Annotated in this window: 15 protein-coding genes; 9 read left to right on the top strand and 6 right to left on the bottom strand. The window is 68.0% G+C overall.

Annotated features, from left to right (window positions below; all coding sequences use genetic code 11):
- The first annotated feature begins 5 nt into the window (after positions 1 to 5).
- Complete coding sequence (locus tag EL337_RS12690) at positions 6 to 953, top strand: DUF1254 domain-containing protein (protein WP_048631367.1); 948 nt, start codon at positions 6 to 8, stop codon at positions 951 to 953.
- 59 nt (positions 954 to 1,012) lie between these two features.
- Entirely contained in the window at positions 1,013 to 2,314 is a 1,302-nt protein-coding gene (locus tag EL337_RS12695; RefSeq protein ID WP_048631368.1) for a dicarboxylate/amino acid:cation symporter, read from the top strand.
- Here EL337_RS12695 and EL337_RS12700 read toward each other — a convergent pair.
- Positions 2,311 to 3,285 (bottom strand): quinone oxidoreductase family protein, encoded by a 975-nt coding sequence (locus tag EL337_RS12700; protein WP_197724230.1) that lies wholly within the window; start codon positions 3,283 to 3,285, stop codon positions 2,311 to 2,313. The two genes, EL337_RS12695 and EL337_RS12700, sit on opposite strands and share 4 nt — an antisense overlap.
- A 57-nt stretch (positions 3,286 to 3,342) precedes the next feature.
- Between EL337_RS12700 and EL337_RS12705 the strand changes: the two genes are divergently transcribed.
- Positions 3,343 to 4,281: an ATP-grasp domain-containing protein gene (locus EL337_RS12705; protein WP_048631554.1), complete on the top strand. Its 939-nt coding sequence runs from the start codon at positions 3,343 to 3,345 to the stop codon at positions 4,279 to 4,281.
- On the opposite strand, the gene EL337_RS12710 is transcribed toward EL337_RS12705, so the two are convergent.
- Positions 4,231 to 5,211 (bottom strand): COX15/CtaA family protein, encoded by a 981-nt coding sequence (locus EL337_RS12710; RefSeq protein ID WP_370737129.1) that lies wholly within the window; start codon positions 5,209 to 5,211, stop codon positions 4,231 to 4,233. The two genes, EL337_RS12705 and EL337_RS12710, sit on opposite strands and share 51 nt — an antisense overlap.
- Positions 5,212 to 5,234: 23 nt before the next feature.
- The gene (locus tag EL337_RS12715) at positions 5,235 to 5,813 is read right to left on the bottom strand and encodes a TetR/AcrR family transcriptional regulator (protein WP_048631556.1); all 579 of its coding nucleotides are present in this window, start codon (positions 5,811 to 5,813) and stop codon (positions 5,235 to 5,237) included.
- A 221-nt stretch (positions 5,814 to 6,034) separates the two neighbouring features.
- On the opposite strand from EL337_RS12715, the gene EL337_RS12720 reads away from it, so the two are divergent.
- Positions 6,035 to 6,706 (top strand): hypothetical protein, encoded by a 672-nt coding sequence (locus EL337_RS12720; protein WP_235666619.1) that lies wholly within the window; start codon positions 6,035 to 6,037, stop codon positions 6,704 to 6,706.
- On the opposite strand, the gene EL337_RS12725 is transcribed toward EL337_RS12720, so the two are convergent.
- Genes EL337_RS12725 through mptB form a run of 3 tightly spaced genes read right to left on the bottom strand, consistent with a single transcriptional unit; the run spans position 6,620 to position 10,040 of the window.
- Positions 6,620 to 7,426 (bottom strand): ABC transporter permease, encoded by an 807-nt coding sequence (locus tag EL337_RS12725; RefSeq protein WP_048631370.1) that lies wholly within the window; start codon positions 7,424 to 7,426, stop codon positions 6,620 to 6,622. The genes EL337_RS12720 and EL337_RS12725 overlap by 87 nt on opposite strands.
- Positions 7,423 to 8,331 carry an ABC transporter ATP-binding protein gene (locus EL337_RS12730; protein ID WP_170216958.1) on the bottom strand — a complete coding sequence of 303 codons (909 nt, stop codon included), beginning with the start codon at positions 8,329 to 8,331 and terminating at the stop codon, positions 7,423 to 7,425. Before EL337_RS12730 ends, EL337_RS12725 begins: the two co-directional genes overlap by 4 nt.
- A gap of 20 nt (positions 8,332 to 8,351) precedes the next feature.
- On the bottom strand, positions 8,352 to 10,040 hold the full coding sequence (mptB, locus tag EL337_RS12735; protein ID WP_048631372.1) for a polyprenol phosphomannose-dependent alpha 1,6 mannosyltransferase MptB: 1,689 nt from the start codon (positions 10,038 to 10,040) through the stop codon (positions 8,352 to 8,354).
- Between the two features lie 102 nt (positions 10,041 to 10,142).
- On the opposite strand from mptB, the gene EL337_RS12740 reads away from it, so the two are divergent.
- The 5 genes from EL337_RS12740 to EL337_RS12760 all read left to right on the top strand — a co-directional run bounded on the left by EL337_RS12740 (position 10,143) and on the right by EL337_RS12760 (position 15,584).
- A complete protein-coding gene (locus EL337_RS12740) occupies positions 10,143 to 10,868 on the top strand; it encodes a helix-turn-helix transcriptional regulator (protein WP_048631373.1) in 726 nt (241 codons plus the stop codon).
- A 73-nt stretch (positions 10,869 to 10,941) separates the two neighbouring features.
- Positions 10,942 to 12,381 (top strand): Fe-S cluster assembly protein SufB, encoded by a 1,440-nt coding sequence (gene sufB / locus EL337_RS12745; RefSeq protein WP_048631374.1) that lies wholly within the window; start codon positions 10,942 to 10,944, stop codon positions 12,379 to 12,381.
- A 2-nt stretch (positions 12,382 to 12,383) separates the two neighbouring features.
- Positions 12,384 to 13,565, top strand: a complete 1,182-nt coding sequence (gene sufD, locus EL337_RS12750) for a Fe-S cluster assembly protein SufD (RefSeq protein ID WP_048631375.1) — start codon at positions 12,384 to 12,386, stop codon at positions 13,563 to 13,565.
- Complete coding sequence (sufC, locus tag EL337_RS12755) at positions 13,565 to 14,338, top strand: Fe-S cluster assembly ATPase SufC (protein ID WP_048631376.1); 774 nt, start codon at positions 13,565 to 13,567, stop codon at positions 14,336 to 14,338. The genes sufD and sufC overlap by 1 nt, the downstream gene beginning before the upstream one ends.
- Position 14,339: 1 nt before the next feature.
- Complete coding sequence (locus tag EL337_RS12760) at positions 14,340 to 15,584, top strand: cysteine desulfurase (protein WP_048631377.1); 1,245 nt, start codon at positions 14,340 to 14,342, stop codon at positions 15,582 to 15,584.
- Position 15,585 lies beyond the last annotated feature (1 nt).

Here is a 15,585-nt window from a genome sequence, read left to right on the forward strand (position 1 = left end):
CGACCATGACCGTGCGCGTCTCGCCCGACAATTTCATCCGGGCCGAGAGCGACCAGTACTTCGGGAACATCGTGCGCGGCGGCGGTCTGGGACGGTTCATCCACTTCCGCGATTTCGGCTCCCTCGACGAGCAGCTCGTCGTGCGGCAGAACCGCGACACGCTCTACTCCGCGGCCGTCTTCGACCTCGACGCCGCCCCGGTCACCGTCACGTTGCCCGAGGCCGGCACCCGCTTCCGTTCACTCCAGGTCATCACCGAGGACCACTACGTGCCCCAGGTCGGTTACCGCGCGGGCAGCTACACGTTCGACCGGGCGGGCATCGGTACCCGGTACGTGATGCTGGCGTTGCGTACCCTCGTCGATCCGAACGACGCGGCCGACCTGGAGGCCGTGCACGCACTGCAGGACGGCGTGGTCGTGGAGCAGGCCGGCCCGGGCAGCTTCGAGGTCCCCGACTGGGACCCCGTCAGCCAGAAGCAGGTGCGCGACGCGTTGATCACCCTGTTCGCGACGCTGCCGGATTCCAAAGGCATGTTCGGCCCGGCGGCCGAGGTCGATCCGGTGCGCAGGCTGATCGGGTCTGCCGCGGCCTGGGGCGGCAACCCGGAGCGTGACGCGCTGTATCTCACCGTGGCACCGGAACTCGACGACGGGCAGACGGTGCACCGGCTGACGGTCGGCGACGTTCCGGTGGACGGCTTCTGGTCGATCACCGTCTACAACGCCGACGGCTACTTCACGGAGAACTCCGCCAACGCCTACTCGGTCAACGGCGTGACCGCCCGCCGGGACCCCGACGGGTCGGTGACGGTCCAGTTCGGCGGATGCGACGGCTCGACGGAAAATTGCCTACCGGTGACGCCCGGCTGGAACTACCTGGTGCGGCTGTACCGGCCACGCGCCGAGATCCTCGACGGAACCTGGACCTTTCCTGCGGCCGAGCCGGTGTAACAGCGTTGCAATCCTGAGGGCACCTGCCGGTAGTAGGACCGACCTACGGTGCTGCACCTATGAAGAAGACCCTCTCGCATCCCGCGGTACAGATCGGTGTCGCCGCCGTCGGCGGCATCGTGTTCGGCCTGCTCGTCGGTGAGTGGGCGGCCAACCTCAAATTCGTCGGCGACCTGTTCATCCGGCTGATCCAGATGTCGATCGTCCCGCTGGTGATGGCGTCGGTGATCGTGGCGACAGGTTCGATGACGGGCACCGGCACCGGCAAGATCGCCGCACGCACCTTCTCCTGGATGCTGGGGTTCTCGTTCGTCGCGGCCGTCCTCGCCTGGGCGCTGAGCTCGGTGATCCGGCCCGGCGCGGGGATCACCTTCGACCAAGAGGCCGATGCCGGTCTGCAGGAGTCGGCGCAGGAGGCGCTGGGATGGCAGGACACCCTGCTGAACTTCGTGTCCACCAACATCTTCGACGCGATGTCGACGGCGACGATGGTGCCGATCATCGTCTTCTCCCTGCTCTTCGGGATCGCGCTGCGCACCCAGATCACCAAGACCGGCGACACGCGTGTTCTCGGCTTCATCGATCAGATTCAGCAGATCGTCCTGACGATGATCCGGCTGGTCATGTACATCGCCCCGGTCGGCGTGTTCTGTCTGCTGGCCGCGCTCGCCGGCGACGTCGGCTTCGCGGTGGTCACGACCGCTCTCAAGTATCTGGGCACGACGCTGCTCGGCGTGCTCATCCTGTTCGCCCTGTTCGTCGTGGTGGTCACGATCAGGACCCGCCTCAACCCGTGGCTGCTGCCAGGCAAGCTGGCGGAGCAGACCGCCATCGCCGTCACGACGACGAGCTCGGCGGTGACCTTTCCGACCGTGCTCAAGAACACCGTCGAAAAGGTGGGCGTGAGCCAGAAGGTCGCCAACTTCACGCTGTCGATCGGCCTGACGATGGGGTCCTACGGTGCGGTGCTGAACTACATGATCGTGGTCATGTTCCTGGCCCAGGCCGGCGGCATCGAGCTGAGCTTGGGCCAGATCGCACTCGGCATGGGGTTGGCGATCCTGCTCAACATGGGCACCATCACCGTTCCCGGCGGCTTCCCGGTGGTCGCGATGTTTCTCGCGACGTCGCTGGATCTGCCGTTCGAGGCCGTCGGCCTGCTGATCGCCGTCGACTGGTTCGCCGGAATCTTCCGCACCTTCCTCAACGTCAACGGCGACACGTTCGTCGCCATGCTGGTGGCCAATGCCGACGACGAGATCGACCGCGAGGTCTACAACGGCACCAAGACCGTGACGGCCGAAGAGATCAACCTCGACGAGTACCAGGACGCGATGGCGCGCGCCGATCAGGCGGACTAGGGGACCAGTACGACCGATCCCACGGTCTTGCGGCCCTGCAGGTCACGGTGCGCTTGCTCGGCGTTGCGCAGGTCGTACCGGTTGCTCACCGTGACGGTGAGGGTGCCGTCGGCAATCGCAGTGAGCAGTTCGCCTGCCCGCCAGGAGAATTCATCCGGCGTGCGGGTGTGGTGCGCGAGATTGGGCCGGGTGAGGAACACCGACCCGGCCGCGTTGAGTCGCTGCGGGTCGAACGGCGGGACGGGGCCGCTGGCCGCACCGAACAGCGCCAGTGTGCCACGGACCGCGAGGCTGGCCAGGCTGGCCTCGAAGGTGGACGCACCCACGCCGTCGTACACCGCCGCGACTCCGTCCCCATCGGTCAGTTCCCGGATCCGGTCGCCGAATGCCTTGGGGTCCTCGGGGTAGTCGAGCACCTCGACCGCGCCCGCCCGGCGAGACAGGTCGGCCTTGTCCGGCGTCGACACGGTGGTGATCACCGAGGCGGCCAGGCTGGTGACCCACTGCGTCAGGATCAGCCCGACACCGCCGGCGCCCGCATGGACCAGGACGACGTCGCCCTGCTGGACCGGATAGGTCGACTTGATCAGGTAGTGCGCCGTCGTGCCCTTCAGCAGCGCTGACGCTGCCACGTCCGGGGCGACGCCGTCGGGTACGTAGGCCACGAAATCGGCAGGCGCGACACAATATTCGGCATACGCGCCCAGCGACTGCGCGGTGACCACCCGGTCGCCGACGTTCAGCGCCGCGACGTCGTCACCGACGGCCTCGATGATGCCGCACACCTCGGTGCCGACGACGAACGGTGTCTCCCGCGGATACAGGCCTGATCGGAAGTAGGTGTCGATGAAGTTCACGCCGATCGCCTCGGCCTTGATCAACACCTGACCCGGGCCCGGTTCGGGCTGGGACTTCTCGACATAGGTCAGGACTTCCGGTCCGCCGGTCTCGGCGACTTCGATCGCGTACATAGGACACATCATGCCCTCATCGGTGAGATGCGCTCCATCGGTAAAGTCGATCCCCTCATGACGCTGGCCCGCCCCGACATCTTCCACCCGCGCATCGTGCTGGCCGGTTGCCCGGCGTTGCCGTCGGGCGACGGCGACGATGACGGTCTGATCGCGGCACTGCGGGGGCGCGGCCTGCACGCCCGCTGGCTGCCGTGGGACGATCCGGCCACCGAACGGGCCGACCTGGTGATCCTGCGCGCCGCCTGGGACTACATCGACCGCCTTGAGGACTTCCTGGCCTGGACCCGTCGGGTGCCCCACCTGCTCAACGCTCCCGAGGTGGTGGCCTGGAACGTCGACAAGCGGTACCTGGCCGACCTGGCCGAGGCCGGTGTGCCCACCGTGCCCAGCATGTTCTTCGCGCCGGGGGAGCACGTTCGCATACCGTCCGGCGAGGTGGTGGTGAAGCCGTCGGTGGGCGCGGGTTCTGTTGGCGCACTTCGCTTCTCCGACCGCGAGCTGGCGCGCGCGCATGCCGAGGGGCTGCAGGCGGCGGGCCGGACGGCGCTGGTGCAACCCTACGATCGGCGTGTCGGCGACGGTGAGACCGCGCTGGTGTTCCTCGGCGGTGAGCAGTCCCATGCGTTCACGAAGGGCCCGATGCTGCCGCCGCCGGGCGGCGCGCCCGTCTTCGACGAGTCGGGGACCTACGCCGAGGAGCGGCTCCGTCCCGCCGATCCGGACTTCGAGCTGTGGGATGTGGGGCATGCCGCGCTCGCGGCGGCTGCCGGGCCGCTCGGTATCGGGGTGGCCGAGCTGTTGTATGCGCGGGTGGACATCATCGGCGATGCGCAGGATCCGCGGGTGCTGGAACTGGAGCTCGTCGAACCGTCACTGGGCTGGCGTCAACTCGGCGACCAGGAGCGTCTACGGCAGCAACGCACCTTCGCTCGCGGGGTCGAGTCAGCGCTGGAGCGGTTGGGGCTCGGTCCGTTCGCCCAGCGCGGCCCATAGCGCTGCGGTGGCCGCGGTACACGCCGCGGCGCCGGCGACGTGCAACGCCACCAACACCTCGGGAACCCCGGTGAAGAACTGCACCGCGCCGAGCGTGCCCTGGGCCGCGACCAACACCACCACGACGCCCAGCCGGGTCATCACGTGCCGGGACGCCCGCACGGCCAGCAGCCCGAAGCCCAGGCCCACCAGCAGCGAAAGGTACGCGAACAGCAGCGTGGAGTGCATGTGCACCAGCGTGGTGATCTCGATCTGCAGCCGGGGGACCGGTCGGTCCAGACTCTTGTCGCCGGCATGGGGACCGGCGCCGGTGACCATGGTCCCGGTCACCAGGACCGCGGCAAGAGCCATCGCGGAGAGGATCGTCAACTGCCGCAACGGCTTCGGTGCGGCAGGTTCGGGCACGCCGACCCGGTCCTTCGGGTCCGGTTCGCCGACCTTGACGTACAGCAGCACCGCCAGCCACACCATCGCCATGGACACCAGCAGATGGATTGCGACCGTCCACCAGAGCAGGCCGGTCAGCACGGTGATGCCGCCGATGACCGCCTGGGCGACCGTCGACGCAGGCATCAGCCACGCGTACACCAGCACCTCGCGGCGCCGGCGGGCCCGGGTGACGGCCACGACGGCGGCCGCCGCGGTGAGGACCACGAGGAAGGTCAGCAGGCGGTTGCCGAATTCGACGGCCTGATGGATGCCGGGCACTTCGGCATGGGGGACGGGGGTGAAGCTGCCGGGGAAGCACTGCGGCCAGGTAGGGCACCCGAGGCCGGACGCGGTGACGCGCACGATGGCTCCGGTGACGGCGATCCCGCCCTGGGTCAGGATCACCGCCGCGGCGATGAGGCGCTGCACTCGACGGCTCGGCTCGGGGAGTAGATCGACGAGCCCGATGAAGAGCCTGGGCAGAAGTCGTCCGGCGGGCACGCTCCGATGGTAGACCTCGCTAACTACGTCTCGTAGTAGGGGCGTGTCACCGGGATCAGCACCTCGTCGACGAGCCGGGTCACCACGTCGTCGTCGATGGCGTCACCGCTGATCAGCAGCCGGTGCCACAGCACGCTCTGGCCCAGTTCGCGTACCAGGTCCACCGGCACGTCGGCGCGCACCTCGCCGCGCTCGATCGCGCGCGCGAGAATCGCGTTCATCTGGTCTTTACGCATGCCGAGCACATCGGTGCGGAACGCCGCCGCCAGCTCGGGGTCGACGGCCACCGCCAGCGCCACCGACCGCATCGGCTGGGCACTGTCCCCGGTGAACAGCGCTGCCCACCCACGCAGCACGGCGAGCATGTCGCCGCGGAAGCTGCCCGTGTCGGGACTGGGTATCGAGGTGGTGGCAATGCCGAGCAGGGTGTCACGCAGCAGTGCGCGCCGGTCGGGCCAGCGTCGATAGAGGACGGGCTTGCTGGTGTGGGCGGCCACGGCAACGGACTCCATGGTCACCGCCTCGGGACCGTGCTCGGCGAGCAGCCGCAGTGCCGCCGCCTGGATCGCCGCATCGAGCGCCTCGCCGCGCCGCCTGCCCATGCCGGGCTCCCTTCTCATGCGCCGGTCCGCCGCGAGTGCACGGTGTCTGACGGATTTCGGCCGTTTCTCGTCATCAATCGTGCGCTCGTCGCGCCGGATCACCTGAAGAAACGCTTGCGTATCTTAACACGGCAGCCTAGGCTGCGAATAAGAAACGAAAACGTATCTTGGAGGTTCTGATGTCAATGCCGATGTCGCCAGCCCTGCCCGTCCTGTATCCGATGCGCGCGGTGGACTCTGCGAACGTGCGGTTCACCGACTGCGGCCGTGGTCGCCGCCGGATCACCATCGATCACCGTCCCCTCGCCGGCGTGACCCCGGCGATGCTGCTCGACTGGTTCACCCATCTCGGCGGGACCATGAAGTACGGCGGCGCCACTGTCGACCGCTACCTTGCCTGGCATCCGATCGATCACATCCGGTGGGAGCTGGCCCGTCCTGCGCCCGCCGGCGGGGCGGCGGAGGGGGCGCGGTTCCACATGGTGGAGGCGCTCGGTGCGCGGCCCGAGTTCACCGTGGACGAGGTCGCGCGCGTCGAGAAGCTCGACGAGACCGGGATCCGGCTGGTGCTGCGGATCGCGGGCGTGCCCGTCTTCCAACTCGAGCACACCTGGTCCGCCGGCGCCGACGGCGCCCATTACGTGACGGTGATGGATCTCGGTGTCCGCTCGCCGCTGCTGTGGCCGGTCAACCGGATGCTGCACCGGCGATTCCCGGCGGAGAAGGCGCGCGCGTGGGTCACGCACAACATCGAAGAGGTCGGCCGGCTGGAACACCTGTTGCCGGGGCTGGCCGAGCAGGACGGATCAGGTGAATCTGAACCAGCGCAGCGCGCACAGCGCCGCGACGGCGCCCCACACCGCCAGCACGGCCAGGCCGAACCAGTCCACTGACAGCGTCATCGCGCGGGAGAGGGCTTCGGTGAGCGCACCCGACGGCGTCAGCCGTGCCACCCACTGCACAGCGGTCGGGACCACGCCACCGGCGCCGCCCTCCAGCGTCAGCGCGCCCAGGCCGGCGAACACGAACCACAACAGGTTGGCGATCGCCAGCACGATCTCGGCGCGCAGCGTCCCGCCGAGCAGGAGGCCGAGCGCGGCGAACACGGCGGTGCCCAGCGCGATGATGACGGCGCCCAGCGCCAGACCCGCAAGCGGCGGACGCCAGCCGAGTGCAAACCCGATGGCGCCGAACAGGATCGACTGGAGGAACACCACCGAGACCACTGCAAGCGACTTGCCCGCGATGATCCCCCAGACCGGGAGGGCGGTGGCGCCGAGGCGTTTGAGCGCGCCGTAGCGGCGGTCGAAGGCGACCGCGATCGCCTGGCCGGTGAACGCCGTGGAGATCACGGCCAGCGCCATGATCGCGGGGACGAAGGTGCCCGCCCGGTCGGGCCCGAACGATCCGAGCGGCAGCAGGGTGAGGCCGACCAGCAGCGTGATCGGAATGAACATCGTCAGCAGCAGCTGCTCACCGTTGCGCAGAAGCAGGCGAATCTCGAGGCCGAACTGGGCGGCCAGCATCTTCGGCACCGCGGCAGGCCGTGGGTCGGGCGTGAACGTCCCCGGTGCGAAACGGTTTCCCGCCGCTCGTGAATTCGGCGGAGTCATTTCCGTAGCTCCCGTCCGGTCAGTTCGAGGAACACGTCCTCAAGGCTGCGCTGCTCCACCCGCATGTCCGTGGCGAGCACGTCCAGACGGGCGCACCACGCGGTGACCGTGGCAAGCACCTGAGGGTCGATGTGCCCTTCCACGAGATACTCACCCGGCGCGGTCTCGACCGCTCGGTAGGCCTCCGGCAGCGCCGAGATGAGCAGTGAAAGATCGAGCATCCGCGGTGCACGGAACCGCAGCTGGTTCTCGGCGCCGCTGCGCATCAGTTCCGCGGGGGTGCCGGTCGCGACCGCAGCTCCGTTGTCGATGATCAGGATCCGGTCGGCGAGTTCCTCGGCCTCCGCGAGCTGATGCGTGGTCAGCACGACCGTCACGCCGTCGCGGCGCAGCGCGTCGATCAACTCCCACACCACGATTCGTGCGTGCGCGTCCATCCCCGCGGTCGGTTCGTCGAGGAACACCAGCTCGGGACGGCCCACCACGGCGCATGCAAGCGCGAGTCGTTGCTGCTGTCCACCCGACAGTCGCCGGTAGGTGGTGCGGGCGGAGTCGGTCAGACCCAGTGTGTCCAGCAGCCATTGAGGATCGAGCGGGTTCGCGGCGTACGAGGCGACGAGGTCGAGCATCTCGCCCGCGCGGGCAGCGGGATAGGCGCCGCCACCCTGCAGCATCACGCCGGTCCGGGCCCGCACCTCGGCGTTGTCGGCGACCGGGTCCAAGCCCAGGATCCGGATCGAACCGGAGTCCGGCTTCATGAACCCCTCGCACATCTCGACGGTCGTCGTCTTGCCCGCGCCGTTGGGCCCGAGCAGCGCGAACACCTCCGCGGCCTGGACGTCGAGATCGAGGTCCGCCACGGCGGTGGTGGATCCGTACCGCTTGCTGACCCCACGCAGCAACACGGGCGGGGCGGGCACGGAGGTCACGGAGACTCAGCGTAGGCGTCGGGCTTCGCAGTCGGTGGCGCCGGTGGCTGCGAGGGTTCCTCGGGCGGCTCGTCGGGCAGCGGCCGCCACGGCAGCCTGCGATAGGTCAGCCCGACAAGCAGAAGCAGAATCACGGTGCTGGCCAACGTCGCCAGCGCGATCTGGAACAGCGCGAACCGATCACCGTTGGCCGTCGGACCGAAGATGCCGACGACCAGGGTGAAGACGATTGCGGTGATCCGGAAGCGGGGCCGGGTCGCCCACGCCGCGAGCGGGATGATTGCCCACAGCACGTACCACGGCTGCACCACGGGGAAGAGCAGCAGGGTCGCGCCCAGCGCGACGCCCAGGCCGCCGACCGGATGGAGGCGGCCGCGCAGCACCGCGAACAGCAGCCAGAGGACGATCACCGCGATGAGGCTCACACCCATGGCGCGGGTCAGCGCCAGGATCGCGGTGGTGTGGTCGCCCAGGCCGAGCAGAATCCCGATCTGCCCAGTGCCCAGCGCGAGCAGGGTGGGGGGAGACATCCAGCTGCGCACGACGTTGGCGGTGCCGAGCGTGAACAACCAGCCGAAGCCGAGCCCGCTGGCCCAGCCGATCAGGGCCATCACTGCCAGCGCGACCGCGCCCAGCGCACCGCTGGCGATGAGCAGGGCCTTGACGGTGCCACCCCACCGGTGCGCCAGCGCCATCGCGACGAATCCCAGCGCCAGCAGTGACGGCAATTTGACCTGTGAGGACAGCGTGATGAGCACGGTCCCGGTGAGCAATGCCGCCATCGGGTACCACCGCGCCCACTGGACCCGGACGCGCGGCCAGGTCAGCGGGCGCGGGATCAGCGGCGCCGCCGCGTCTATCCCGCGCAGCGCGAACTCGGTACCCGCCAGCATCAGCCCCAGCATCAGGGCCTCGTTGTGGATACCGGCGACCAGGTGCATGAAGAGCAACGGGTTGGCCGGCCCCAGCCAGAGCGCGCTGACCTCGGCCACCCCGCAGCGGCGGGCCAGGCGCGGAGTGGCCCAGACGATCATCCCGACACCGAGAAGCACCACCAGCCGGTGAAAGAGCACGGCCTCGACGATGTTCTCCCCGGTCAACTGCGAGATCCCGCGCCCGATCCAGAGGAACAACGGTCCGTAGGGGGCCGGGGTGTCCCGCCACATGCTCGGTACCGACAGCGTGAAGACATGGTCGAGGCCCAGCCCCGGGGCGGGTCCGACCTTGTAGGGATCGTTGCCCTGCAGCGAGATCTCGCTCTGCGCCAGATAGGAGTAGACGTCCTTGCTGTACATGGGCGGCGCGATCAGCAACGGAATGGCCCACAGCAGCAGGGTGTGGTCGATCTGGCCGCGGGTCATCTTGCGTTCGCCGAGGGTGAATCGGCCCAGCATCAGCCAGGCCAGGGCCATCATGACCGCGCCGGTTGTCGTCATCGTCAGCGAAACCGTCGCGATGCGCGACGGCAGATTGAGCAGCCGGACGCCGAAGGTCGGGTCCTGGACCACCGGTCGCGCCCCGGCGCCCAGTGCACCGATCGCCATCAGCACCGTGCCGGTCGCTCCGAAGATGCGCGTCCGGCGCATCGCGACCAGTTCGGCACGGCGCAGTGGGATACCGACGGTGCGCTCATCGCCGTGCAGGCCGGCGATCGACCTGCTGAGGGAGTGCTGGCGGGCTGCCACGAAGGCAGCGTAGCGGTCGCCTATTCCCGGGATTCGTGGAGAATCGGTGTGACTATTGCGACGCCGCCGCTAAGGGTCCCCTTGCTGGACCCGGTTGGGTAATTGCGTCACACTGGTGTTGTGAAAATCCGTCCCGGCAACTCGACTGCGCCCACGCCGGCGCCGTCCGTTGCTGCCGACGGTGACACCAGGGGCGCGATCATCAAGCTCCTGCTGGAATCCGGCCCCACCACCGCAGGCCACATCGGCGAACGTCTCGGTTTGTCCGCCGCGGGCGTGCGCAGGCACCTCGACGCCCTCATCGACGCGGGGGACGCGCAGGCCAACGCTGCTGCCGCGTGGCAGCAGGAGGGGCGGGGCAGGCCGGCCAAGCGCTATCAGCTGACGGCCGCCGGCCGCGCGAAACTCCAGCACACCTACGACGACCTCGCCTCCGCGGCGATGCGTCAGCTCCGTGAGATCGGTGGCGACGACGCCGTCCGGACCTTCGCCCGCAGGCGGATCGACACCATCCTCGCCACGGTCGAACCCGCCGGTGGTCCCGCAGACGACGACGTGGAGGCAGCGGCCGACCGGATCGCCGACGCGCTCAGTGTCGCCGGTTATGCCACCACCACCACGCGTGTCACCGGTCCCGCCAACGGTGTCCAGATCTGTCAGCACCATTGCCCGGTCTCGCACGTCGCCGAGGAGTTCCCCGAGCTGTGCGAGGCCGAACAGCAGGCGATGGCCGAGGTGCTGGGTACTCACGTCCAACGACTGGCAACGATCGTCAACGGCGATTGTGCCTGCACCACCCACGTCCCACTGAGCCCGGCCGGACGGTAGACGACCAGACGCACAACCCTCCGGCACACAGCCCACGCCGGGGGCACGACAACAGCAGAAGGAGTGTGTCGCAATGACACTCACACCGGAGGTCAAGCCAGAAGCGCTGACCCAGGAGGAGACCATCGCCTCCCTGGGCAAGTACGGCTATGGCTGGGCTGATTCCGACGTCGCGGGAGCCAGCGCGCAACGGGGGCTGTCCGAAGCCGTGGTCCGCGACATCTCGGCCAAGAAGAGCGAGCCCGAGTGGATGCTCGACATCCGGCTCAAGGCGCTGCGCACCTTCGGCAAGAAGCCGATGCCGAACTGGGGCTCAGATCTCGACGGCATCCACTTCGACAACATCAAGTACTTCGTGCGCTCCAGCGAGAAGCAGGCCGCCACGTGGGACGACCTGCCCGCCGACATCAAGAACACCTACGACAAGCTCGGCATCCCCGAGGCGGAGAAGCAGCGCCTGGTCTCCGGCGTCGCCGCGCAGTACGAGTCCGAGGTGGTCTACCACTCGATCCGCGAGGATCTGGAGGCGCTCGGTGTCATCTTCCTCGACACCGACACCGCGCTCAAGGAGCACCCGGAGCTGTTCAAGGAGTACTTCGGCACGGTGATCCCGGCCGGCGACAACAAGTTCTCGGCACTGAACACCGCGGTGTGGTCGGGCGGCTCGTTCATCTACGTGCCCAAGGGCGTGCACGTCGACATTCCGCTGCAGGCCTACTTCCGGATCAACACCGAGAACATGGGCCAGTTCGAGCGGACGCTGATCATCGTCGACGAGGACGCCTACGTGCACTACGTGGAGGGCTGCACGGCGCCGATCTACAAGAGCGACTCGCTGCACAGCGCCGTCGTCGAGATCATCGTCAAGCCGGGCGGCCGCTGCCGGTACACCACCATTCAGAACTGGTCGAACAACGTCTACAACCTGGTCACCAAGCGTGCCCGGGCCGAGGCCGGCGCCACCATGGAGTGGGTCGACGGCAACATCGGCTCCAAGGTCACGATGAAGTACCCCGCGGTCTGGATGACCGGTGAGCACGCCAAGGGCGAGGTGCTCTCGGTGGCATTCGCCGGCGAAGGGCAGCACCAGGACACCGGCGCGAAGATGCTGCACCTGGCACCGCACACGTCGTCCAACATCGTGTCCAAGTCGGTGGCCCGCGGCGGCGGCCGGGCGTCCTACCGTGGTCTGGTTCAGATCAACAAGGGTGCCTACGGCTCCAAGTCGAGTGTCAAATGTGATGCGCTGCTGGTCGATACGATCAGCCGCTCCGACACCTATCCCTACGTCGACATCCGTGAGGACGACGTGACGATGGGCCACGAGGCCACGGTGTCGAAGGTCAGCGAGGACCAGCTGTTCTACCTGATGAGCCGCGGCATGACCGAGGACGAGGCCATGGCCATGGTGGTGCGCGGCTTCGTCGAGCCGATCGCCAAGGAACTTCCGATGGAGTACGCGCTGGAGCTCAACCGGCTGATCGAGCTGCAGATGGAAGGCGCGGTCGGTTAACAGTGACTCAGAATCTGACTGAAGCAGCCGAAGGGATCATCCGCAACAAGGGCGAGCTGTTCTCGTCCTTCGATGTCAATGCCTTCGAGGTGCCCGGCGGCCGCGACGAGTTGTGGCGGTTCACTCCGCTGAAGCGACTGCGTGGTCTGCACGACGGCTCCGCGGTCGCCACGGGTACCGCGACCATCGAGGTCAACGGGGGTCCCGGCGTCACCGTGGACACCGTCCAGCGCGGCGACCAACGGCTCGGCCAGGGCGGGGTGCCCTCCGACCGCGTTGCCGCCCAGGCGTTTTCGGCGTTCGACTCCGCGACGGTCGTCACCGTGGCGCGCAACACCGAGGTGGCCGAACCGATCGAGATCGGCATCACCGGACCCGGTGAGGGCCAGGTCGCGTACGGGCACCTGCAGATCCGCGTCGAAGAACTGGCCCGCGCCATCGTCGTCGTCGATCTGCGGGGCAGCGGAACCTACGCCGACAACGTCGAGATCATCGTCGGTGACTCGGCGGGCCTCGGCGTGATCTGGATCGCCGACTGGGCCGACGACACGGTGCATGTCAGTGCCCACCACGCGAAACTCGGCAAGGACGCGGTGTTGGGACACGTCAACGTGACGCTCGGCGGGGACGTCGTGCGGACCACGGCCGCAGTGCGTTTCACCGGGCCCGGCGGCGACGCCAAGATGCTCGGCACGTACTTCGCCGACGACGGCCAGCACTTCGAGTCGCGCCTCCTGGTCGACCACGCGCAGCCGAACTGCAAGTCCGATGTGTTGTACAAGGGTGCGCTGCAAGGTGATCCGGATTCGGACAAGCCCGATGCGCACACCGTGTGGATCGGCGACGTGTTGATCCGCGCCGCTGCCACCGGGACCGACACCTTCGAGGTGAACCGGAACCTGGTACTCACCGACGGTGCCCGCGCCGATTCCGTGCCGAACCTGGAGATCGAGACCGGCGAAATCGTCGGTGCCGGACATGCCAGCGCCACGGGACGTTTCGACGACGAGCAGTTGTTCTACCTCATGTGCCGGGGCATTCCCGAAGCCCAGGCCCGCCGCCTGGTGGTACGCGGTTTCTTCGGCGAGATCATCGCCAAGATCGCCGTCCCCGCCGTGCGTGAGCGCCTCACCGACGCCATCGAACGCGAACTAGCTATCACGGAATCGAAAGCAGCCCAGTAATGACCACTCTTGAAGTCAAGGATCTCCACGTCAGCGTCGTCTCTGCCGAGGACGGGACCGACATCCCGATCCTCAAGGGCGTCAACCTCACCGTGAAGTCGGGGGAGACCCACGCGGTGATGGGGCCCAACGGTTCCGGCAAGTCCACGCTGTCCTACGCCATCGCCGGACATCCGAAGTACACCGTGACGTCCGGTTCGATCACCCTCGACGGCGAAGACGTCCTCGAGATGAGCATCGACGAACGCGCCCGCGCCGGCCTGTTCCTGGCCATGCAGTACCCGATCGAAGTGCCGGGGGTGTCGATGTCGAACTTCCTGCGCACCGCCGCCACCGCCGTGCGGGGCGAGGCGCCCAAGCTGCGGCACTGGGTCAAAGAGGTCAAGACCGCCATGAGCGATCTGGGCATCGACCCGGCGTTCTCCGAGCGCAGTGTCAACGAAGGTTTCTCCGGCGGCGAGAAGAAGCGCCACGAGATCCTGCAGCTGGGCCTGCTCAAGCCGAAGATCGCGATCCTCGACGAGACCGACTCGGGGCTCGACGTCGACGCACTGCGCGTCGTCAGCGAGGGCGTCAACCGTTACGCCGAGGCCGAGCACGCGGGCGTCCTGCTGATCACCCACTACACCCGCATCCTGCGCTACATCCAGCCGCAGTTCGTGCACGTGTTCTTCGACGGCCGGATCATCGAATCCGGCGGGCCCGAACTCGCCGACGAGCTCGAGCAGAACGGATACGAGCGCTTCACACAGGCTGCATCCGCAGGAGCCTGACGTGACGGCCGCGCAGACAGTGGATCTGGTTGCTATCAGGGCGGATTTCCCGATCCTGAGTCGGGTGATGCGCGGCGGTTCGCAACTGGCCTACCTCGACTCCGGAGCGACGTCGCAGAAGCCGCTGGCTGTGCTCGACGCCGAGCGGGACTTCCTGCTCAACTCCAACGGCGCCGTGCACCGGGGAGCGCACCAGCTCATGGAGGAGTCGACCGACGCCTACGAGCAGGGGCGTGCGGACATCGCGGCGTTCGTCGGCGCCGACGCCGACGAGCTGGTGTTCACCAAGAACGCCACCGAGGCCATCAATCTGGTCTCGTATGCGTTGGGCGACAGCCGGTTCGAGAATGCCGTCGGGCCGGGCGACGTCATCGTCACCACCGAACTCGAACATCACGCCAACCTGGTGCCCTGGCAGGAGCTGGCGCGGCGCACGGGCGCGACACTGAAGTGGTACGGCGTCACCGATTCCGGCCGCATCGATCTCGATTCGCTGCAGCTCGACGAACGCGTCAAAGTCGTTGCCTTCAGCCATCATTCGAACGTGACCGGTGCCATTGCGCCGGTGGCCGAGCTTGTCGCCCGGGCCAAGGCGGTCGGGGCGCTGGTGGTGCTGGACGCGTGCCAGTCGGTTCCGCATCAGCCGGTCGACTTCCACGGCCTCGGCGTCGACTTCGCGGCGTTCTCCGGGCACAAGATGCTGGGGCCCACGGGTATCGGCGTGCTGTACGGCCGGCGTGACCTATTGAACGCCCTGCCCCCGTTCCTGACCGGCGGATCGATGATCGAAACCGTCACGATGGAGACCACCACCTACGCGCCTGCACCCCAGCGGTTCGAGGCGGGCACGCCGATGACGTCGCAGGTCGTCGGCCTCGGTGCCGCCGCGCGGTATCTGCGCGACATCGGGATGACCGCGGTCGAGCAACACGAGCGCGACCTGGTGGCTGCCGCGTTGGACGGGCTTGCGGGTATCGAGGGTGTCCGGATCATCGGGCCTGCCTCGATGGAAGACCGTGGCTCGCCGGTGTCTTTCGTGGTCGACGGTGTGCACGCCCATGACGTGGGCCAGGTGCTCGACGACGACGGAGTGGCGGTCCGGGTGGGGCATCACTGCGCGTGGCCGCTGCACCGCAGGTTCGGCATCGCCGCCACCGCGCGCGCGTCGTTCGCGGTGTACAACACGACCGACGAAGTGGACCGGTTGGTGTCGGGCGTGCGCCGGGCCGTCGAGTTCTTCGGGTAGG

This window comes from Mycolicibacterium aurum (assembly GCF_900637195.1).
Taxonomy (GTDB): Bacteria; Actinomycetota; Actinomycetes; order Mycobacteriales; family Mycobacteriaceae; genus Mycobacterium; species Mycobacterium aurum.